20 protein-coding genes are annotated in these 15,779 nt (G+C 71.5%); 12 read left to right on the top strand and 8 right to left on the bottom strand.

The annotated features are described in order from the left end of the window. Positions 1–14: 14 nt before the first annotated feature. The gene (locus OG455_RS29675) at positions 15–1,211 is read left to right on the top strand and encodes an NYN domain-containing protein (protein ID WP_266298940.1); all 1,197 of its coding nucleotides are present in this window, start codon (positions 15–17) and stop codon (positions 1,209–1,211) included. 225 nt (positions 1,212–1,436) lie between these two features. Here OG455_RS29675 and OG455_RS29680 read toward each other — a convergent pair whose 3' ends face one another. After that, positions 1,437–2,240 (bottom strand): alpha/beta fold hydrolase, encoded by an 804-nt coding sequence (locus OG455_RS29680; protein ID WP_266298942.1) that lies wholly within the window; start codon positions 2,238–2,240, stop codon positions 1,437–1,439. Positions 2,241–2,275: 35 nt separating this feature from the next. Between OG455_RS29680 and OG455_RS29685 the strand changes: the two genes are divergently transcribed. The 4 genes from OG455_RS29685 (at position 2,276) to OG455_RS29700 (ending at position 5,488) form a co-directional block, all read left to right on the top strand. Then, complete coding sequence (locus OG455_RS29685) at positions 2,276–2,596, top strand: hypothetical protein (RefSeq protein WP_266298944.1); 321 nt, start codon at positions 2,276–2,278, stop codon at positions 2,594–2,596. Positions 2,597–2,882: 286 nt separating this feature from the next. Further along, on the top strand, positions 2,883–3,776 hold the full coding sequence (locus OG455_RS29690) for an ABC transporter ATP-binding protein (protein ID WP_266301005.1): 894 nt from the start codon (positions 2,883–2,885) through the stop codon (positions 3,774–3,776). After that, on the top strand, positions 3,773–4,579 hold the full coding sequence (locus OG455_RS29695; RefSeq protein ID WP_266298946.1) for an ABC transporter permease: 807 nt from the start codon (positions 3,773–3,775) through the stop codon (positions 4,577–4,579). The genes OG455_RS29690 and OG455_RS29695 overlap by 4 nt, the downstream gene beginning before the upstream one ends. 36 nt (positions 4,580–4,615) lie before the next feature. Next, positions 4,616–5,488 (top strand): ABC transporter permease, encoded by an 873-nt coding sequence (locus OG455_RS29700; RefSeq protein ID WP_266298948.1) that lies wholly within the window; start codon positions 4,616–4,618, stop codon positions 5,486–5,488. Here OG455_RS29700 and ybaK read toward each other — a convergent pair. Together ybaK and OG455_RS29710 are read right to left on the bottom strand one after the other, a co-directional pair. Beyond that, on the bottom strand, positions 5,438–5,944 hold the full coding sequence (gene ybaK / locus OG455_RS29705) for a Cys-tRNA(Pro) deacylase (protein ID WP_266298950.1): 507 nt from the start codon (positions 5,942–5,944) through the stop codon (positions 5,438–5,440). The two genes, OG455_RS29700 and ybaK, sit on opposite strands and share 51 nt — an antisense overlap. 178 nt (positions 5,945–6,122) lie before the next feature. Next, the gene (locus tag OG455_RS29710) at positions 6,123–6,851 is read right to left on the bottom strand and encodes an LON peptidase substrate-binding domain-containing protein (protein WP_266298952.1); all 729 of its coding nucleotides are present in this window, start codon (positions 6,849–6,851) and stop codon (positions 6,123–6,125) included. Between the two features lie 190 nt (positions 6,852–7,041). On the opposite strand from OG455_RS29710, the gene OG455_RS29715 reads away from it, so the two are divergent. After that, complete coding sequence (locus tag OG455_RS29715; RefSeq protein WP_266298954.1) at positions 7,042–8,430, top strand: hydrolase; 1,389 nt, start codon at positions 7,042–7,044, stop codon at positions 8,428–8,430. 44 nt (positions 8,431–8,474) lie between these two features. On the opposite strand, the gene OG455_RS29720 is transcribed toward OG455_RS29715, so the two are convergent. Both OG455_RS29720 and OG455_RS29725 read right to left on the bottom strand, forming a co-directional pair. Continuing rightward, entirely contained in the window at positions 8,475–9,167 is a 693-nt protein-coding gene (locus OG455_RS29720) for a hypothetical protein (RefSeq protein ID WP_266298956.1), read from the bottom strand. A gap of 212 nt (positions 9,168–9,379) precedes the next feature. Continuing rightward, positions 9,380–9,973, bottom strand: a complete 594-nt coding sequence (locus OG455_RS29725) for an NADPH-dependent FMN reductase (RefSeq protein WP_266298958.1) — start codon at positions 9,971–9,973, stop codon at positions 9,380–9,382. A 112-nt stretch (positions 9,974–10,085) separates the two neighbouring features. Between OG455_RS29725 and OG455_RS29730 the strand changes: the two genes are divergently transcribed. Further along, complete coding sequence (locus tag OG455_RS29730) at positions 10,086–10,934, top strand: helix-turn-helix domain-containing protein (RefSeq protein ID WP_266298960.1); 849 nt, start codon at positions 10,086–10,088, stop codon at positions 10,932–10,934. Positions 10,935–11,034: 100 nt separating this feature from the next. Here OG455_RS29730 and OG455_RS29735 read toward each other — a convergent pair whose 3' ends face one another. From OG455_RS29735 to OG455_RS29745, 3 genes are read right to left on the bottom strand one after another with little or no spacing between them, the layout of a single operon-like run. After that, entirely contained in the window at positions 11,035–11,235 is a 201-nt protein-coding gene (locus OG455_RS29735) for a hypothetical protein (protein ID WP_266298962.1), read from the bottom strand. Then, positions 11,232–11,546 (bottom strand): hypothetical protein, encoded by a 315-nt coding sequence (locus OG455_RS29740; protein ID WP_266298964.1) that lies wholly within the window; start codon positions 11,544–11,546, stop codon positions 11,232–11,234. The genes OG455_RS29735 and OG455_RS29740 overlap by 4 nt, the downstream gene beginning before the upstream one ends. Further along, the gene (locus OG455_RS29745) at positions 11,527–11,766 is read right to left on the bottom strand and encodes a hypothetical protein (RefSeq protein ID WP_266298966.1); all 240 of its coding nucleotides are present in this window, start codon (positions 11,764–11,766) and stop codon (positions 11,527–11,529) included. Before OG455_RS29745 ends, OG455_RS29740 begins: the two co-directional genes overlap by 20 nt. A 263-nt stretch (positions 11,767–12,029) precedes the next feature. Here OG455_RS29745 and OG455_RS29750 point away from each other — a divergent pair, with 263 nt between their 5' ends. The 5 genes from OG455_RS29750 to OG455_RS29770 all read left to right on the top strand — a co-directional run bounded on the left by OG455_RS29750 (position 12,030) and on the right by OG455_RS29770 (position 15,778). Then, on the top strand, positions 12,030–12,890 hold the full coding sequence (locus OG455_RS29750) for a helix-turn-helix transcriptional regulator (RefSeq protein ID WP_266298968.1): 861 nt from the start codon (positions 12,030–12,032) through the stop codon (positions 12,888–12,890). Between the two features lie 5 nt (positions 12,891–12,895). Beyond that, on the top strand, positions 12,896–13,093 hold the full coding sequence (locus OG455_RS29755; protein WP_266298970.1) for a DUF397 domain-containing protein: 198 nt from the start codon (positions 12,896–12,898) through the stop codon (positions 13,091–13,093). 219 nt (positions 13,094–13,312) lie between these two features. Further along, a complete protein-coding gene (locus OG455_RS29760) occupies positions 13,313–13,639 on the top strand; it encodes a hypothetical protein (protein ID WP_266298973.1) in 327 nt (108 codons plus the stop codon). Between the two features lies 1 nt (position 13,640). Continuing rightward, positions 13,641–14,609 (top strand): ATP-grasp ribosomal peptide maturase, encoded by a 969-nt coding sequence (gene tgmB, locus OG455_RS29765; RefSeq protein ID WP_266298975.1) that lies wholly within the window; start codon positions 13,641–13,643, stop codon positions 14,607–14,609. Then, on the top strand, positions 14,606–15,778 hold the full coding sequence (locus OG455_RS29770; protein ID WP_266298977.1) for a methyltransferase domain-containing protein: 1,173 nt from the start codon (positions 14,606–14,608) through the stop codon (positions 15,776–15,778). The genes tgmB and OG455_RS29770 overlap by 4 nt, the downstream gene beginning before the upstream one ends. Position 15,779 lies beyond the last annotated feature (1 nt).

Consider the following 15,779-nt stretch of genomic DNA (forward strand, 5'->3'; position numbering starts at 1 on the left):
AAGAGGGGTACCTCATGGACCGCTGCGTCGTCCTGGTGGACGCGGGATACCTGCTGGGCGCCGCGGCCAGCCTGCTCGCCGGTGAGTCGGCCCGCTCCCGGGTGACCGTCGACCACACCGCGCTGATCGCCTCGCTGCGCGAGCGGGCCGAGGAGGAGACCGGCCTGCCGCTGCTGCGGATCTACTGGTTCGACGCGGCTCCCGAGCGCCGCCCGATGCCCGAGCACCGCCGGCTGCGGGTGCTGCCCCGGGTCACCGTGCGGCTGGGCGCGCTCACCCGGGCCGAGGGCCGCTGGGTGCAGAAGGGCGTGGACGCCGCGATGCACGCCGAGCTCTCCGAACTGGCCCGCAACCGGGCCTGCGCGGACGTGGTGCTGGTGACCGGCGACGGTGATCTGCTGCCCGGCATGATGTCCGCCAAGGAGCACGGCGTGGCCGTGCACCTCTGGGCGCTGCAGGCCGCCGACGGTGACTTCAACCAGTCCGAGGACCTGGTCGGCGAGGCCGACGAGCGCCGGGTGCTGGACCGCGAGTGGATCACCCGCTCGGTGCGGCTGCGCGAGCCGGCCATCGCCTTCCCGCCCGCCGGCCCGCGTCCGGAGATCGCCAAGATCCTCGCCGCGCCGCCGGCCGCGCCGCCCGCCGCCGCGCCCGCCGCCGCCGAGGCCCCGCTGGCGTCGAGCGAGCCGGCCGCGCTGCCGCCGACCGCGCTGAAGGTCGTGCCCACCCCCAAGGACCTGGCGGGGCGCACCGCCCAGACGCACCACCACCCGGGCTCCGTCGCGGGCAACGGGCCGGTGCTGCGCTGGTCCTCCGACCGGGGCTGGGTGGACCGTCCGGCCGAGCCGCCGACCGCCGCCGACGCGCTGCCCACGTTGGCCCAGCTGACCACCGCCGAGCAGCGCTGGGCCGACCGCGAGGAGGACATCACCGCGATCGGCGGCGACCCGCACGAGGTCGGCCAGGTCTTCGCCCGCCGCTGGACCGACCGGCTCGGCGACCGCGAGCGGCTCACCCCGATCTGGTCCGACTACCCGCGCATCCCGCACCGGGTGGACGGCGAACTGCTGCGCTACGCGGCCCGGTTCGGCCTGCTCGCGCACAAGGACGACCAGATCGACGAGCACGACCGCTACGCGATCCGGGCCGGCTTCTGGAAGGAGTTGGCCGCCCGGGTGCCGGGCGGCGAGCTGATCGTGGTGGACGACTGAGCCGCCCTCCAGCCGCGGCAGGTCCGAGCCGTACCCCCGCGCTCAGGAGTCGGGCAACTGCTCGGCGCGGTCGAGGACGGCGATCCGCTCGCGGGGCTGGCAGGGCCCGGCCGCCAGAGTGGTTCGCCGGTCGGGGTGTTCCGGCGGTGGTGCCGGCCGGTCGTCGTGGTGCTGGACGGTCGTCGTGGTGCCGGCCGGTCGTCGCCGTGGTGCTGCCGGTTCCGCTCAGCCGACCTTGTGGTGCTGGGTGGTGGCGAGTTCGCGTACCGCGTGGGCGACGGCTCCGAAGTCCTTGCTGAGGATCTTGGAGTGGTTGCTCGCGACCTTCGCGCTGACCTGGATGTTGGGGTTGCGGGCGATCATCGGGTCGAGGTTGGTGCGGAGCTGCTCCATCACCTTCGCATCGGCGCCGAGGTTGCCGCCGGTGCCGAGGACGTACCGGGTCGGTGCGGTCAGGCGCTCGAAGACCGGTTCGAGGGCGGCGGGGGAGCACAGCTCGTTGAGTTCGAGGTTGATCTCGGCATGCTGGACGGCGCTCATCCGCGCGGCCAGTCCCAGCGGGCGGCAGATCGGGAAGATCGGGCTGAGTCGGCGGAACAGCTTGCGGACCTGCTCCCGGGTGGCCTCGTCGAGCCACTCGCTCGGCAGCGCGCCGTCCACGGACACCACGGCCTGGACGCGCTCCGGGTTGCGGGCGGCCCAGTGCACCGCGATCAGCGCACCGTACGACCAGCCCACCAGGATGGGCCGCTCCACGCCTCTGGCTTCGAGGACGGCGTCGAGGTCGCGCAGGCAGGCCTCGAAGGAGTAGTCGCCGGCGGTCTTGGACTTGCCGCGGGCGCGTTCGTCGAAGGTGATGTGCCGGTAGCCGTCGCCGAGGTCGGCCATGACGCGCCGCCAGTCCTTCTGGGAGGCGTAGGACCCGTTGAGGTAGACCACGGGGCGGCCGGTGCCGCCGGTGTCGGTCACGGCCAGGGCGGTGTCGTCGACCGACAGCATGCCGGTCCAGGCGGGGTGGTTGGTGGTCATGGTGTGCCTCGTTCCAGGGTCGGGAGGGGTGGACGGTGGTGCTGTCGGTGCTGTCGGTGCTCTTGGGCGTGTGGTGGATCCGGCCGTGGTCGGTGCCGGTGTCCAGAGCCGCGCTCGTCGTTTCCGATGAGGGAAACGCTACGTTGCATTCAAGGATCTGGCAACAACATTTAACGCGCATGACTGCCATCATGGCAGGTGAGCGGCGGGATTTCGTTGCACTGCCTTGCCGGTTAACGCAACGAGCCTGCGCTGCTGTTCAGTGCAATGAGTTGAAGGTGAACGCTATGCGGGAGACGCCACGGACCGTGCAGGAGGCCGCGATGCCGCGATGCCGCGATGCCGTGATGCCGTGATGCCGCGATGCCGGGAGGCAGCGCCGCGGGACCTCAGGACGCCCCACGGGCCCACGGACGTGGCGAGCGCCGTGGCGACCCTGGCAGTGCTCTCGCGCTGCCCTCGCGCTGACCGTCGCGCTGACCGCGGCGGGTGGTGACGCGGGGACGCGGTGAGGCGGTGACGTGGCGGCGGTGCGGGCCCCTGGTCCGGATTCCTCATGGTCGGCGCGTAGAGTCGTCGCTCGTGAGTGACGCCCCCTTGCCCTGCTGCTCCGTCCGGGGCCTCACCAAGAGCCACGGCGAGATCCTGGCCAACGACGGGGTCGACCTGGAGATCCGCCAGGGCGAGATCTTCGGGCTGCTCGGCCCCAACGGCGCCGGCAAGTCCACTCTGGTCCGCCAGCTGACCGGTCTGCTGCGCCCGGACGCCGGCAGCATCGAGATCCTCGGCCACGACGTGGTCCGCCACCCGGACCGGGCGGCCCGGCTGCTCGGCTACCTAGGTCAGGAGTCCACCGCGCTGGACGAGCTGACCGTGGCGCTGGCCGCCGAGACCACCGGCCGGCTGCGCGGGCTGGGCCGGGCCGCCGCCCGGGCCCGGAGCGCCGAGGTGCTCGCCGAGCTGGGCCTCGAACCGCTGGCCAGCCGGCCGCTCGCCAAGCTCTCCGGCGGCCAGCGGCGACTGGCCTGCTTCGCCGCCGCCCTGGTCGGTGAGCGCCCGCTGCTGGTCCTGGACGAGCCCACCACCGGCATGGACCCGGTGGCCCGCCGGGCGGTCTGGTCCGCGGTGGACCGGCGCCGGGCCGAGCACGGCACCACCGTGCTGCTGGTCACCCACAACGTGATCGAGGCCGAGACGGTGCTCGACCGGGTCGCCGTGCTGGACGAGGGCAGGGTGATCGCCTGCGACACGCCCGGCGGTCTGAAGGCGCTGGTCGACGGCGACGTCCGACTCGACCTGGTCTGGCGCGCCGAGCCCCCCCTCGCGGTGGCCGCGGTCGCCCGGCTGGCCGAGCGCGCGGAGCGCACCGGACGGCGCTGGACGGTGCGCACCACTCCGGAGGAGGCCAGGGAGCTGGTCGCCGCCGTCACCACCGGGCCGGCCTTCGCCGCGCTGGACGACTTCACCCTGGCCACTCCGAGCCTGGAGGACGTCTACCTCCGGCTCGGCGGCCGCCACCAAGGACTGGCGAAGTGACCGTACTCACCCCCGCCGCCGCCCCGGCGGCGACCCGGGCCCCCGCCCCGCTGGCCCCCGCCGCCCGGCTGCTGCCGGCCCTGGCGGCCGTCTACCGGGCGCAGCTGGCCCGGGCCAAGGTGGCCCGGATCCCGCTGATGTTCGTCGCCACCTTCCAGTCCGTCGGCATCCTGGTGATGATGCGCGGGGTGGTCGACGGCGGTGACAACCCGTCGGCGCGCGCCGTGGTGGCCGGATCCAGCGTGCTGGTGGTCGCCTTCGTGGCGCTCAACCTGCTCGCCCAGTACTTCGGCAAGCTGCGCGCCACCGGCGGCCTGGACCACTACGCGACGCTGCCGGTGCCGGCCGCCTCGGTGGTGCTCGGCGCGGCCGGCGCCTACGCCTCCTTCACGCTGCCGGGCGCCCTGGTGACGGCGGCCTTCGGCTCGGTGCTCTTCGGGCTGCCGCTCGCGCACCTGTGGGTGCTGCTGGTGGTCGTCCCGCTGGCCGGTGCCGCGCTCTCCGGCCTGGGTGCCGCGCTCGGACTGCTGGCCCCCAAGCAGGAGCTGGCCACCATGGCGGGCCAGCTCGGCATGTCGGCCGCGCTGCTGCTCGGCGTGCTGCCCGCCTCCCACCTGCCGGCGGCGGTGCGGGCGCTGCGCGACCTGCTGCCCTCGACGTACGGGGTGGACGCCTTCGCCGCCACCTTCGCGCGCCGGCCCGACTGGCCGCTGGTGCTGGCCGACCTGGCGGTCTGCGCGGTGGTCGGCGTGCTCTCGCTGGGGTTCGCCACCTGGTCCTACCGCCGCGCCACGACCCGCTAGCGGGTTTCGCGGCCTTGGCGTGAAACGATGGGTGCCGTGACCGTACCGAACAGTTCTCCGGACGCTCCTTCTCCGGACATCCAGTCGTCGGGTGCCGAGCCGCTCCAGGGCTCCGCCCCCCTGGCCCCCCAGTGGCGCCGGCTCCTGGACGAGCTGCGGGTCGGCGCCCCGATCTTCGGCGCCTGCCTGCTGCTCGGTGTGCTCATGGGCGCGCTCTGGTACTGGCTGGCCCCCGAGGTCCCGTTGGTGGTGCACGGCCAGAGCGTGCTGTACGTGGACCCGGAGGGCGAGCAGCGCGCCGGGGCCGACGGCACCTTCGTGCTGCTGGGCCTCGCCTTCGGGCTGCTCACCGCGCTGGCCGCGTTCTTCTGGACGCGCGGGCGCGGCGGCGGCATCGTGGTGGCGGCCGCGCTCTCCCTCGGCGGCCTGGCCGGTTCGCTGATCGCCTGGCCGCTGGGCATCGCGCTCGGCCCCACCAAGGACCTCATCGCCCACGCCAAGCAGGTCGGCGACGGGCACACCTTCAACGAGGCGCTCCAGCTCGGCGCGCACGGCGCGGTACTGGCCTGGCCGATGGCGGCCCTGGTGCTGCTGCTGGCCCTCACCGCCACCTTCGGCAAGCGCGAGGAGGACCCGCCGCCGTACTGGGCGGGCCCGGCGGTGCCGTCGGCCGGTGGGCCGGTGGACGAGCTGCGACCGCCGACGACCGTCGCCGACCCGGCGCCCGCCGACGCGCCGCCCGGTCAGGGTGGTCACAGCGGTCAGGGCGGGCAGGGCGGTCAGGGCGGTCAGGGCGGTCAGAGTGGCCAGGCCGGGCAGGGCGGCCCGGTCGTGCCGCCGCCGTCCTCGTCCTCGAAGTCATCGCAGCCGGCTGATCTCGGCGCTGACGGCTCCCGTCAGGCGCACTAGGTCGGCCGGCGTGAGCTCCACCTCCAGGCCGCGCCGGCCCGCCGAGACGTAGATCGTCGGGTGGGCCAGCGCGCCGGCGTCCAGCACCGTGGGCAGCGGCTTGCGCTGGCCCAGGGGCGAGATCCCGCCACGCACGTAACCGCTGCTGCGCTCGGCGGCGGCCGGGTCGGCCATCGCGGCCCGCTTGCCGCCCACCGCGGCCGCCAGCGCCTTGAGGTCCAGCTGCCCGGCCACCGGCACCACGCCCACCGTGAGCGCGCCGTCCACCTCGGCCACCAGCGTCTTGAACACCCGCTCCGGGGCCACTCCGAGCGCCTGCGCGGCCTCGCCGCCGTAGGAGGGCGCCGCCGGGTCGTGCTGGTAGGCGTGCACGGTGAAGGGCACCCCGGCCGCCTCCAGCGCCACCGTGGCGGGGGTGCCCTTGCCGCCGCCGCCGCTCTTCTTCGCCTTCGCCATGTCCTCGGTCCCTGAGCGGCTGGTCACTGGTGGTTTCAGACGCTGGTCTCAGACGCCGGTCTTGGTCAGCGGTCTCGGCCAACGGTCTCAGACGGGAATCTCATACGCCGGTCTCATACGGCTGTCTCATACGTTGGTCTCATGCGTTGGTCTCAGCTCAACGTCTCAGACGGCTGTCTCAGTTCGGGCTGAACGCCTGCCGGGTCAGCTCCACCGCGGGCACCGAGGGCAGCCAGGCGAGCAGCGCGGTCTCCCGGCGCAGCAGCTCCAGCTCGGTGCTCAGCCGGGTCGCCGTGTCCGGGCAGGCCAGCAGCCGCTGCTTGACCGGGACGTCCAGCACCGCGGCGGCCGCCACCAGGTAGGAGAGCACCTGCGGGTCGTCGGGCAGCTCCTGCTCGCCCGTCAGGCTCGCCTGCCGGGCCCCGGCCAACCGCTTCTGGTACGCCCGGAACGCGCGCTCCACGCCGCCGGCCAGCGCGCCGGCGCCGCTGCCCGGCTCCTCCTCGATCAGCTCGCACGCGCCGACCAGGTAGGGCCCGCCGGTCTCCACCTCGCGCAGCCGGAACCGGGTGGTCCCGGTGACCAGCAGTTCGTAGCGCCCGTCCGCCTGCGGCGTCACCGAGGCCACGTCGGCCACGCAGCCGATGTGGTGCAGCGCCTCCAGCGGATCGCCGCTCGCCGTGCCCAGCCCGGCCAGCGGCCCGGGCACCTCGTCGCTCTCCGTCACCGGCGCCACCTCGCGCCCGTCCTTGATGGCCAGCACCCCGAACCGCCGCGGCTGGTCCTCGGGGCCGGCCAGCAAATCGGCCACCAGCCGGCGGTAGCGCTCCTCGAACACATGGAGGGGCAGCACCAGCCCGGGGTAGAGCACGGCATTCAGCGGGAAGATCGGCAGCCGTTCTGTCACGGCGCACAGCGTAGCCGCCCGCGGCGACAGGTCGGCCACCCGGAGGGCGCTGTCCGGCTCCACGGCCGCAACTCGTGCTGGCACCACCTCGCGGTTGGGGTGTTGGCACGCTGTTTCCAGGTGTGCGGCTGCGAAATGCTTGATCCAGCAGCAGGACCGCCCCGCTGCTCGACGGTCAAGGAGTCACCCCATGTTCAACGCGCTCACCAGGGTCACCAGCGTTGCCGGCGCTACCGATGGCGTCGTCCCTGACACCGCGCGGCGGCGGGCGCCGCGCCGGCTGCTGCTCACCACGGCGCTGCTGGCCACGGCGGCCGCGGTGGGCGCGGTCGTCCCGGCGGGCCCCGCCATGGCGGCCGATCCCGGGCAGCGTGCGCGGGTGGTGCTGCCCGCACCCAGCGGGCCGCACCAGGTCGGCACCGTCTCGCTCCACCTGGTGGACAACTCGCGCCCGGACCCCTGGGTCCCCGCGCAGCCGGCCCGCGAACTGATGGTCAGCCTGCGCTACCCCGCCGCCTTCCCCGCCAAGGACGCCGCGCGCTACCCGCTCGCCCCGCAGTTGGCGCCCGGTGTGGCCGCCGCCTTCCCCGACCAGTACCTGAACACCAACGGGGAGCCGCTCGACCAGGTCGACTGGGCGGCCACCCTGACCCACGCCCACCAGGGCGCCCCGGTGGACCGGAGCGGGGGCCGGCTCCCGGTGGTGCTCTACTCGCCCGGCGCCGGCGACCCCGGCTCGCTGAACAGCACCCTGGCGGACGACCTGGCCTCGCGCGGCTACCTCGTGGTGACCGTCGACCACACCTACGAGGCCCCGGCGGTGGAGTTCCCCGGCACCCCGCCGCGGGTGGTGACCGGCGTGCTCGGCCAGCAGTTCGGCGCGGTCCAGGACGACCCGGCCGAGGTCACCGCCCTGATACAGAAGGTGATGTCGACCCGGGTGGCCGACACCCGCTTCGTGCTGGACCAGGTGGACGCCCTGGCGGCCGGTCGCGATCCGGACGCCGACGGGCAGCGACTGCCCCGCGGGCTGGCCGGCTCCCCGGATCCGGACCGGATCGGCATGTTCGGCCAGTCCGGCGGCGGCTTCACCGCCACCCAGGCCATGCACGACGATCCGCGGATCAAGGCCGCCGCCGACCTCGACGGCGTGCTCGGTCTCGTCCAGAACGACACCGACCCCATCGACCCCTCCACCACCTCGACCGCCGCCGCCGACGGGGTCGACCGCCCGATGCTGCTGATGGGCAGTCAGGGCGATGACCACAACACCGACCCCTCCTGGGCTGCCCTGTGGCAGCACAGCACCGGCTGGCACCGCGATGTGACGCTGACGGGTTCGACCGAGACGACGTTCACGGACAAGGAGACGATGCTGCCGCAGATCGCCCGCCAGTTGAAGCTGCCGTCGAGCACCCTCGACCTCGGCAAGGAGATCGGCACCATCCCGCCCGAGCGCGCCGTCGCCGAACAGCGCGCCTATCTCGGCTCCTTCTTCGACCGCTGGCTGCGCGGCCACAACGACCACCTGCTCGACGGCCCCAGCGCCGCCTACCCCGACGCGCAGCTCGTGCCGTAGCCTGCTCGGCACGCTGCTCCACGGGGCGTCGAACGCCCCGCTGTTCAGGGGTGGTAGACCTCGGTGATCGTGGTGATCCGGCCGGCGCTGTCAACGGTGATGTCGTACATGTTCCCGTAGCAGGCGGAGGGGTTGCCGGTGGTGTTGCCGGTGGTGCAGTGGTCGATGTGCGTCAGCAGGTCGGTGATCGAGACGCTCTGGCCGCCCTCCGACGCGTAGTTGCCGACCAGGTGGGCCGTGGCCCCGGGGGCGAAGGTGTAGTCGGCGCTCCCGGCGACGGACTGGTAGTAGCCGTCGTCCGGAACGTCCGGGCCGCAGATGAACTTCGTCGGGTTGCCGCCGAGCCGGTTCGGGTCGGCCCAGCCCGTCACGGCGTTGATCACCTTGTGGCCCGGGTGCGTCGCGGCGGCCGTGCAGTCGGCGGTGGGGGAGGACGGGGCGGCGGTGGGCTTGGTGGGCGTCGGCTTGGCGGTGGTCTTCGCGGGCGTCGGCTTGGCGGACGTCGCCGCCGCCGGTGCGGCGCTGGCGGGCGGGGTCGGCACGGTCGCGACCGGGGCAGGGGCGTTCGCGGCGGTGCTGGGGGCGGTGCTGGGGGCGGTGCTGGCGGCCGTGCTGGGAGCGCCCGCGTTGGCGTTCGGGCTCGTGGTCGACGGGGTGTCCGGGCCGCAGGCGCTGAGGGAGAGGCCAAGTGCGGTGGTGAGCAGGGCAGTGGCGGCGAAGAGTCGGCGGTTGCGCATGGTGTTGGTCCTCCGGGGCGGTCGTGGCAGCCCGTGCGGCGGCCTTCATCTGGGGACACGTGGCCCGGGCCCCTGCCGGCTTCCCCTGTTGCACAGCTGTGACAGCTGTGGGCGATCCGTGACCGAACCGCGCCCCGTGGCCGCGTGCCGGGCCTTGACGGTGACCAGCCCTCAGAAACCGTTGAGGGCGACCTGAGCCATGGTCGCGGTCCTCAGGCCGGGTAGAGGGCGGCCTTGCGCGCCGACCGGAGGGCGCCCGCCCACCAGGTCAGTTGGTCGAGCACCGTCTTGGCGTACCCGGGAGCCGCGGGGTCGAGCGGACGGCCGTCCTGCCAGGCCGTGAAGTAGTTCGCGAAGGCGAGACCGTCGCGAATCGTCACCGCGTGCAGCTCGGTCAGCACGTTCTCCAGGTGCAGCGCCGCGTGCCGCCCGCCCGCCGCGCCGCCGTAGCTGACGAAGGCGACGGGCTTGGCCGTCCACTGGGTGAAGTGCCAGTCGATGGCCGCCTTCAACGACGCGGGATAGCTGTGGTTGTACTCGGGCGTCACCACGATGAACGCGTCGGCGCCCTCCAGCGCCGAGGTCAGCGCCGCCATCCCGGCCGGGCGCGGGTAGTCGGCGCCGGCGTACTTCGGCGATGCCGCGGGCAGCTCCAGCGGGATCTCGATGTCGGCCAGGTCGACGGTGTCCACCTCGAAGCCGCCGTGGATGCCCGCCTGTTCGGCGACCCATGAGGCCACCACCGGGCCGAACCGTCCTTCCCGGACGCTTCCGACGATGATCAGCAGCTTGTGCTTGTTCTCCATGACCACCACGATCGGGCTGGTCCGCGGCCGCAACCAGACCCCGCTCAGGCTGGCCCCCGCAGGGCCAGGCTGAGGACTCCGCGGTCCGCGGGCAGCGCCATATGCTCGGGCCATGGGGACGCCGTTGGGGGACTTCATCCGGGCCAAGCGCGACAGCATCCAGCCGGGATCGCTGGGGTTGCCGGATCACGGCCGCCGCCGTTCACCGGGGCTGCGGCGCTCGGACCTCGCCGCCCGGGCCGGCGTCAGCGTCGAGTACCTGACCCGCATCGAACAGGGCCGTGACCGCAATCCCTCGGTACCGATCATGAACGCGCTCGCCGACGCCCTCAGCCTCGACCCCTCGGAGCGCGACCACCCGCGCTACCTCGCGAAAATCAGCGGCGGTGAGTGCTCCGCCCACACCCGGCCCGCACCAGCCCGCCGGGACGTGCGGCCCGCCGTCCTGGAGACGCTGCGCCTGCTGGAACCGGGCGTCGCCATGGTGACCAACCGGCTGGGCGACGTGCTCGCCCGCACCAGTGGCTTCGAGGCGGTGACGAGCGGAACCGGGTTGCTCGACTCCGACGTCCCGAACCTCACCCGCTACGTCTTCACCGACCCGCGCGCCCGGGAGTACTTCGCCGACTGGGCGGACGTCGCGGACGAGCAGGCCTTCGACCTGTGGCTCGGACCGTCCGTCGAGAACTCCGAGTGGCTCACCACTGAACTCGCACTCGCCGCCGGCGCCGACTTCGCGCGCCGCCTGAACCGCCACGTGGTTCCGCGGCGTGGCGTCCTGCGACTCAACCACCCGGCAGGGCTGGAGGTCCGGCTGCTCCGCGAGACGCTCGAACTCTCCTCGGACGCCCAGCAACTGGTCGTCTTCCTCCCGGCGGACGAACAGACGGCTCAGGCCGTCGAGCAACTCCGAGGCCGACTCCGCAGCCGGCCCCACGGCCACCTCCGGGCGATCTCGTAACGCACCACGAGCTCGCGCGGCCTGAGCCACTGGAGCCGGACCCGGGTCGAGCCCGTCACTGCCGTGCCCGTCACCGCCGTGGTCGCGAGCAGCCGGCTGGTCATCGCCAGGCCCGCGCTGAGTGCCTGGCGCAGCGCGGGCAGGTGCAGTGCGGCCAGAGGTCGCTGAAGGGGCGGGTGTCGGGGGCGTCGGCCGAGACGCGGGTGGTGGAGAGCCGGATGCGCTTGCCGGTGGGGGTGATCCGGTAGACGCGCAGGGTCATCACGCTCTTCGTCGTGCTCTTCTTCGTGCTTTTCGTCATGGGTGCCTCAGTTCGATGCGCAGACCGGGCAGTTCGGCCAGGCCAGTGGGCACGACGGAGCCCCGGAGGATGCGGCCCGTGCAGCGCGCGTGGGCGGCGATGTGGTCGGCGATCGCCTGGAGCGCGGGGGTGCCGCAGCCGCCGATCGCGATGTGGGCGCCGGCGGTGGTGATGGTGATCCGGGCGCCTTCCAGCCCAACCAGCGGCGGCAGACCGGCCAGCGCGAGGGCGTCCACCATGGCCGCGATCGCATGCTCGGCGGCCTCGCGCTGTTCGCGCTCCTGGGCGGGTTCAACGCTGCTGCTGGGCACGGGCGTTCAGGCCGTCGCGGAGCAGGGCGGTCAACTCGTCGGCCACATCGGAGCGGACCCGGCCGAGGGTGACCAGGTAGTGGCCGGTGATGGTGGGCCAGTCCACCCCGAGCGAGGGGATGGTGATGGCCGCGTCACTGAGGACGGCGGTCAGCGCGGCGGCGGAGGTGAGGGCGCGCTGCTCGGAGGGGTCGAGGGGGGCGGGGGAGTGTGCTGGCATAGTGCTGCCTCCTTGGCGGGTCCGGTGGGCCGGGCGCGCTGGATGAGCGCAGAAGTAGGCATCAAGATGCGAGAGTTGACGGTTAGTCGACGCCTGCCCGGCATGGACAACGCTAGAGCATGAGGGGCAAATATTGCTACCGATTCGGTAGTCACTCGTCCGAGTGAGCCTGCAGGCGGCCCTCCGCCGCTCGTCGGGGTGGACCTGCTCAGCCGCTGGACGGCAGACTGTCAGCACCCGTCGAGGAAGGAATGCCGGATCGCATGCCACCACGCCTGTCACCGACTGTCCGTCAGCAGCGCATGGGCATTGAGCTGCGCAAGATGCGTGAATATGCGGGAATGACCCCGCAGGCCATGGCTGCGGCTCTCGGCACCGATACCCCAAAGATCAGCCAGATGGAGTCCGGTAAGGCTGGAGTCAGTCCGGAACGGATCCGGTCTTGGGCTATTGCGAGTAAGTGCACTGATGACGGGCTGATCGGTGCACTCGTGGCGATGACGCAAGACCGAGGGAAACGGTGGTTCGACGAGTATCGTGGCCGCCTCCCGACCGGATTTCTCGACATCGCCGAGATGGAGTACTACTCCGATGACGAGAAAGGCCTGATCACTTGGGCGACGACGTATATTCCGGGACTCGCACAGACAGGTGCGTACGCCGGCGCGGTCTTCGCACGTATCAGGCCTCCGCTCCCCAGGCATGAGGTGGATGCGCGCACCGCGTTCCGAGTGCAGCGCCAACGCGTCGTGCTCGACGGAAAACCATACACGGCATACATTCATGAGGCAGCCCTGCGCATGCAGTTCGGCGGCCCTGCTGTGCTGCGTGACCAGCTGAAGAGCCTCCTGGAGGATTCGGAGCGCCCCAGTGTCGCAGTCCGCGCCATCCCGTTCGATGTTGATACCTTCCCAGGTGCCGGAGAGAACCTGACCTTGGCGGCGGGTGTGGTCCAAGAACTCGACACGGTGCAGATCGATCTGACTCAGGGGCCGCAATTCATCCATGCCGAGGCGGATCTGCGGACGTATCGAAGCATGGTTGCGGAGATTGAGGGAACGGCCCTCTCGCCCGCTACTTCCCGTGACTTTATCCATAAGATCATGCAAGACCTGAAAGGCTGAAATCCATGACCCCTTGGCAGAAATCTTCGTTCAGTGGAAGCGCCAACGAGTGCATCGAGGTGCGCACTGCTGACGGAATGGTCGAGGTTCGCGAATCTGATTCAGCTGAAATCATCGTTCGGACTACCCCGAGGAAGTGGGCACGGTTCCTGCTCGGCGTCCAGAGCGGGGAGTTCGACAGCTACGGAGACTTCTCCGCCTGACGCAGATCCTCTGGAGCGGCCTCGCATCCTCTCTTGGGATGCGAGGCCGCTCCAGTTTTGGGAGCACTCTTGCTACGTTGCTCACTGTAGGTCTACCGTTACAGCACGCACAGCCGTCAGGCCGGGGCTGCATCTTGGCCCCCGCTTGCCTGGTGAGTAATGCCCGCCTGCTGCGCGGCGGGTCAGCAACGTTTGCCCCATCAGCTGAGAGGGAGAGCAATGCCTACCTCCACCATCGACCGCACGCCGGTGTTCGACCGGCCCGAGTCGCGCATGCCGCTGGGCCTGGCCGGCCCGGCGCAGATGCCCAGGCTGGACGACTTGGCGGGGCCGACCCCGTTCGCCTTCCGGTTCCTTGCCCCGGTCACGGGCGCCGGTGGCATCCTGCCTGCCGACATCGCGTACGACCCGGCTTCGCAGACCTGCACCTACGAAGGTCTGCCGCCCGGGGTCTACATGACGAGCACCCCTCCCAAGACCTATGGGCCCACTCAGCCGACAGGGCAGATGGATGCCCCCGACGACCCCGGAAGCAGCAACGACTAGCATGCCGGTTTCCGGCTCTGTCCTCGTGATCACGGGATCGTTCGACCCTACGGCCGATCTTGTGATCGAGGAACTGGCCCGGCGTGCCGTGCCCGTGTTCCGCGCCGATATGGCGTGGTTCCCCTCAAGTCTGACCCTTGCGGCCAGTCTTGAGGGGCTTGGCTGGCGCGGCACGCTGGCGACTGACCAGCGGTCCCTCGACCTGTCGAACGTCCGCTCGGTCTACTACCGTCGTCCGACGGCGCCCGAGTTCCCCGACGACATGCCACCCGAGGCCCGAGCGGTTGCCATGGCAGAAGCTCGACGGGGATTCGGGGGCCTGCTCGCCGCCCTACCGTGCCCATGGCTCCCGCCCCCTGGCCGGGCAGCCGACGCGGAGTACAAGCCGCTGCAACTACGCGTGGCGGCCGAGGTCGGCCTCCATGTTCCTCGAACGCTGATCACCAACGATCCTGCCGCAGCAAGTAGGTTCGCCGACCGGCTCGGATCGCCGGTGGTCTACAAGCCGTTCTCTCCGATCCGGGGCACGCTCGACGGGCGGTCGGTTGCCGTCTATGCAAACGTCCTGCGGCCTGATGACCTGCCGCACCCGGATATCGCCACCACTGCTCACCTGTTCCAAGAGTGGATACCGAAGGTTCATGAGGTCCGGTTGACCGTGGTCGGTGATCGGCTGTTCGCTGCTGAGATCCATGCTGGATCAGCGGCAGGTCACGTCGATTGGCGAAGCGATTACGAGAGCCTCACCTACAGGATGTGCGATCCGCCGGCCGCCGTCGGTACAAGTGTCCGCCGGCTCCTCGCTCGACTCGGCCTCAACTTCGGTGCATTCGACTTCATCGTGAGCCCGTCCGGCGAGTGGTGGTTCCTGGAGGTCAACCCGAACGGGCAATGGGGCTTCATCGAGCAGGCGACGGGTCTGCCCATCACGGCTGCCATCTGCGACTACCTGGAAGGGAACAGGCGATGACCGAGCAAGAACCCACCCCGCAGCGCCTCCTGCAAGCGCGGGTCGATCTCGTGTCCGAGATCGATCGCGGGAGTTCGGCGTTGTCCTCCCGGGTGGCCGAGGCGTTCCTCAACACGCCCAGGCATCCGTTCGTTCCTGTCTTCTACCGTCGCGCGGGCTCCACTCACGTTCCCTGGCGGATCACGGACGGCGCCGCCGACGAATGGCTTCGGCACGTCTACTCCGACCGCGCGCTGGTCACCGAGGTCGACGGCGTTCTCGCCGGGGACGCTCCCAGCGCCGGCCAAGCCGGGCCTGCGACGTCATCCTCGACCATGCCGCGCCTCATGGCCGACATGCTCGACGCGCTCGATGTGCAACTGGGTGACCGGGTGCTGGAGATCGGCACCGGCAGCGGCTACAACGCGGCTCTGCTCTGTCACCTCGCGGGCGCCGAGAACGTGATCACGCTCGATCACACCGAGCCCCTGGTGGTGTCGGCCCGGCGCCGACTGCGGGAGAGCGGTCTCGAACCGACCGTGCTCCGTGGTGACGGTGCTGCGGGCCAGGCGGGCGGGGCGCCTTTCGACCGGATCATCGCGACGTGCTCGGTGCGTCGCATCCCTCAGGCGTGGCTCGACCAGTGCAGGCCCGGCGGTGTCATCGTGGTTCCCATCAAAGGGACGTTGGACGGCGGCGCGGTCGCGTGCCTGACCAAGCTGGGCGGTGGGCAGGCGGCAGGCCACTTCCTGCACACCCCGGCAGCGTTCATGCCGTTGAAGTCCGGTCCTGAGGAGGCGTTCCCGGTGCCCGGCCGGATCGACGGTCCGCAGCGCGCGACCCGGATCAGCGGCCGGGTGCTGGACGACTACCGATTCTCGTTCTGGGTCCATCTGCACCTGCCGCCGACCGTGGTCCGGCAGGGCGGGCAGGTCGACGGAGAACACTCCATCACGCTCCACGATCCCGTGGACGGATCAGCAGCCTTGATCCACGACCGAGCGGACGGTCAGGTCATGGTGACGATCACCGGCCCCCGTGATCTCTGGCAACTCGTCGAGGCCGCGCACGAGCAGTGGCGCGGGCACCACCGACCGCGCCGTGAGTGGCTCACCATGAACGTCGACGGCGGCGGACAGAGTGTCAGCTACCGCGCTGCCGACGGCATCGTGAGCCGCTGGGCACTCTGAC

Origin of the sequence: Kitasatospora sp. NBC_01287, from assembly GCF_026340565.1 — a bacterium.
Taxonomy (GTDB): domain Bacteria; phylum Actinomycetota; class Actinomycetes; order Streptomycetales; family Streptomycetaceae; genus Kitasatospora.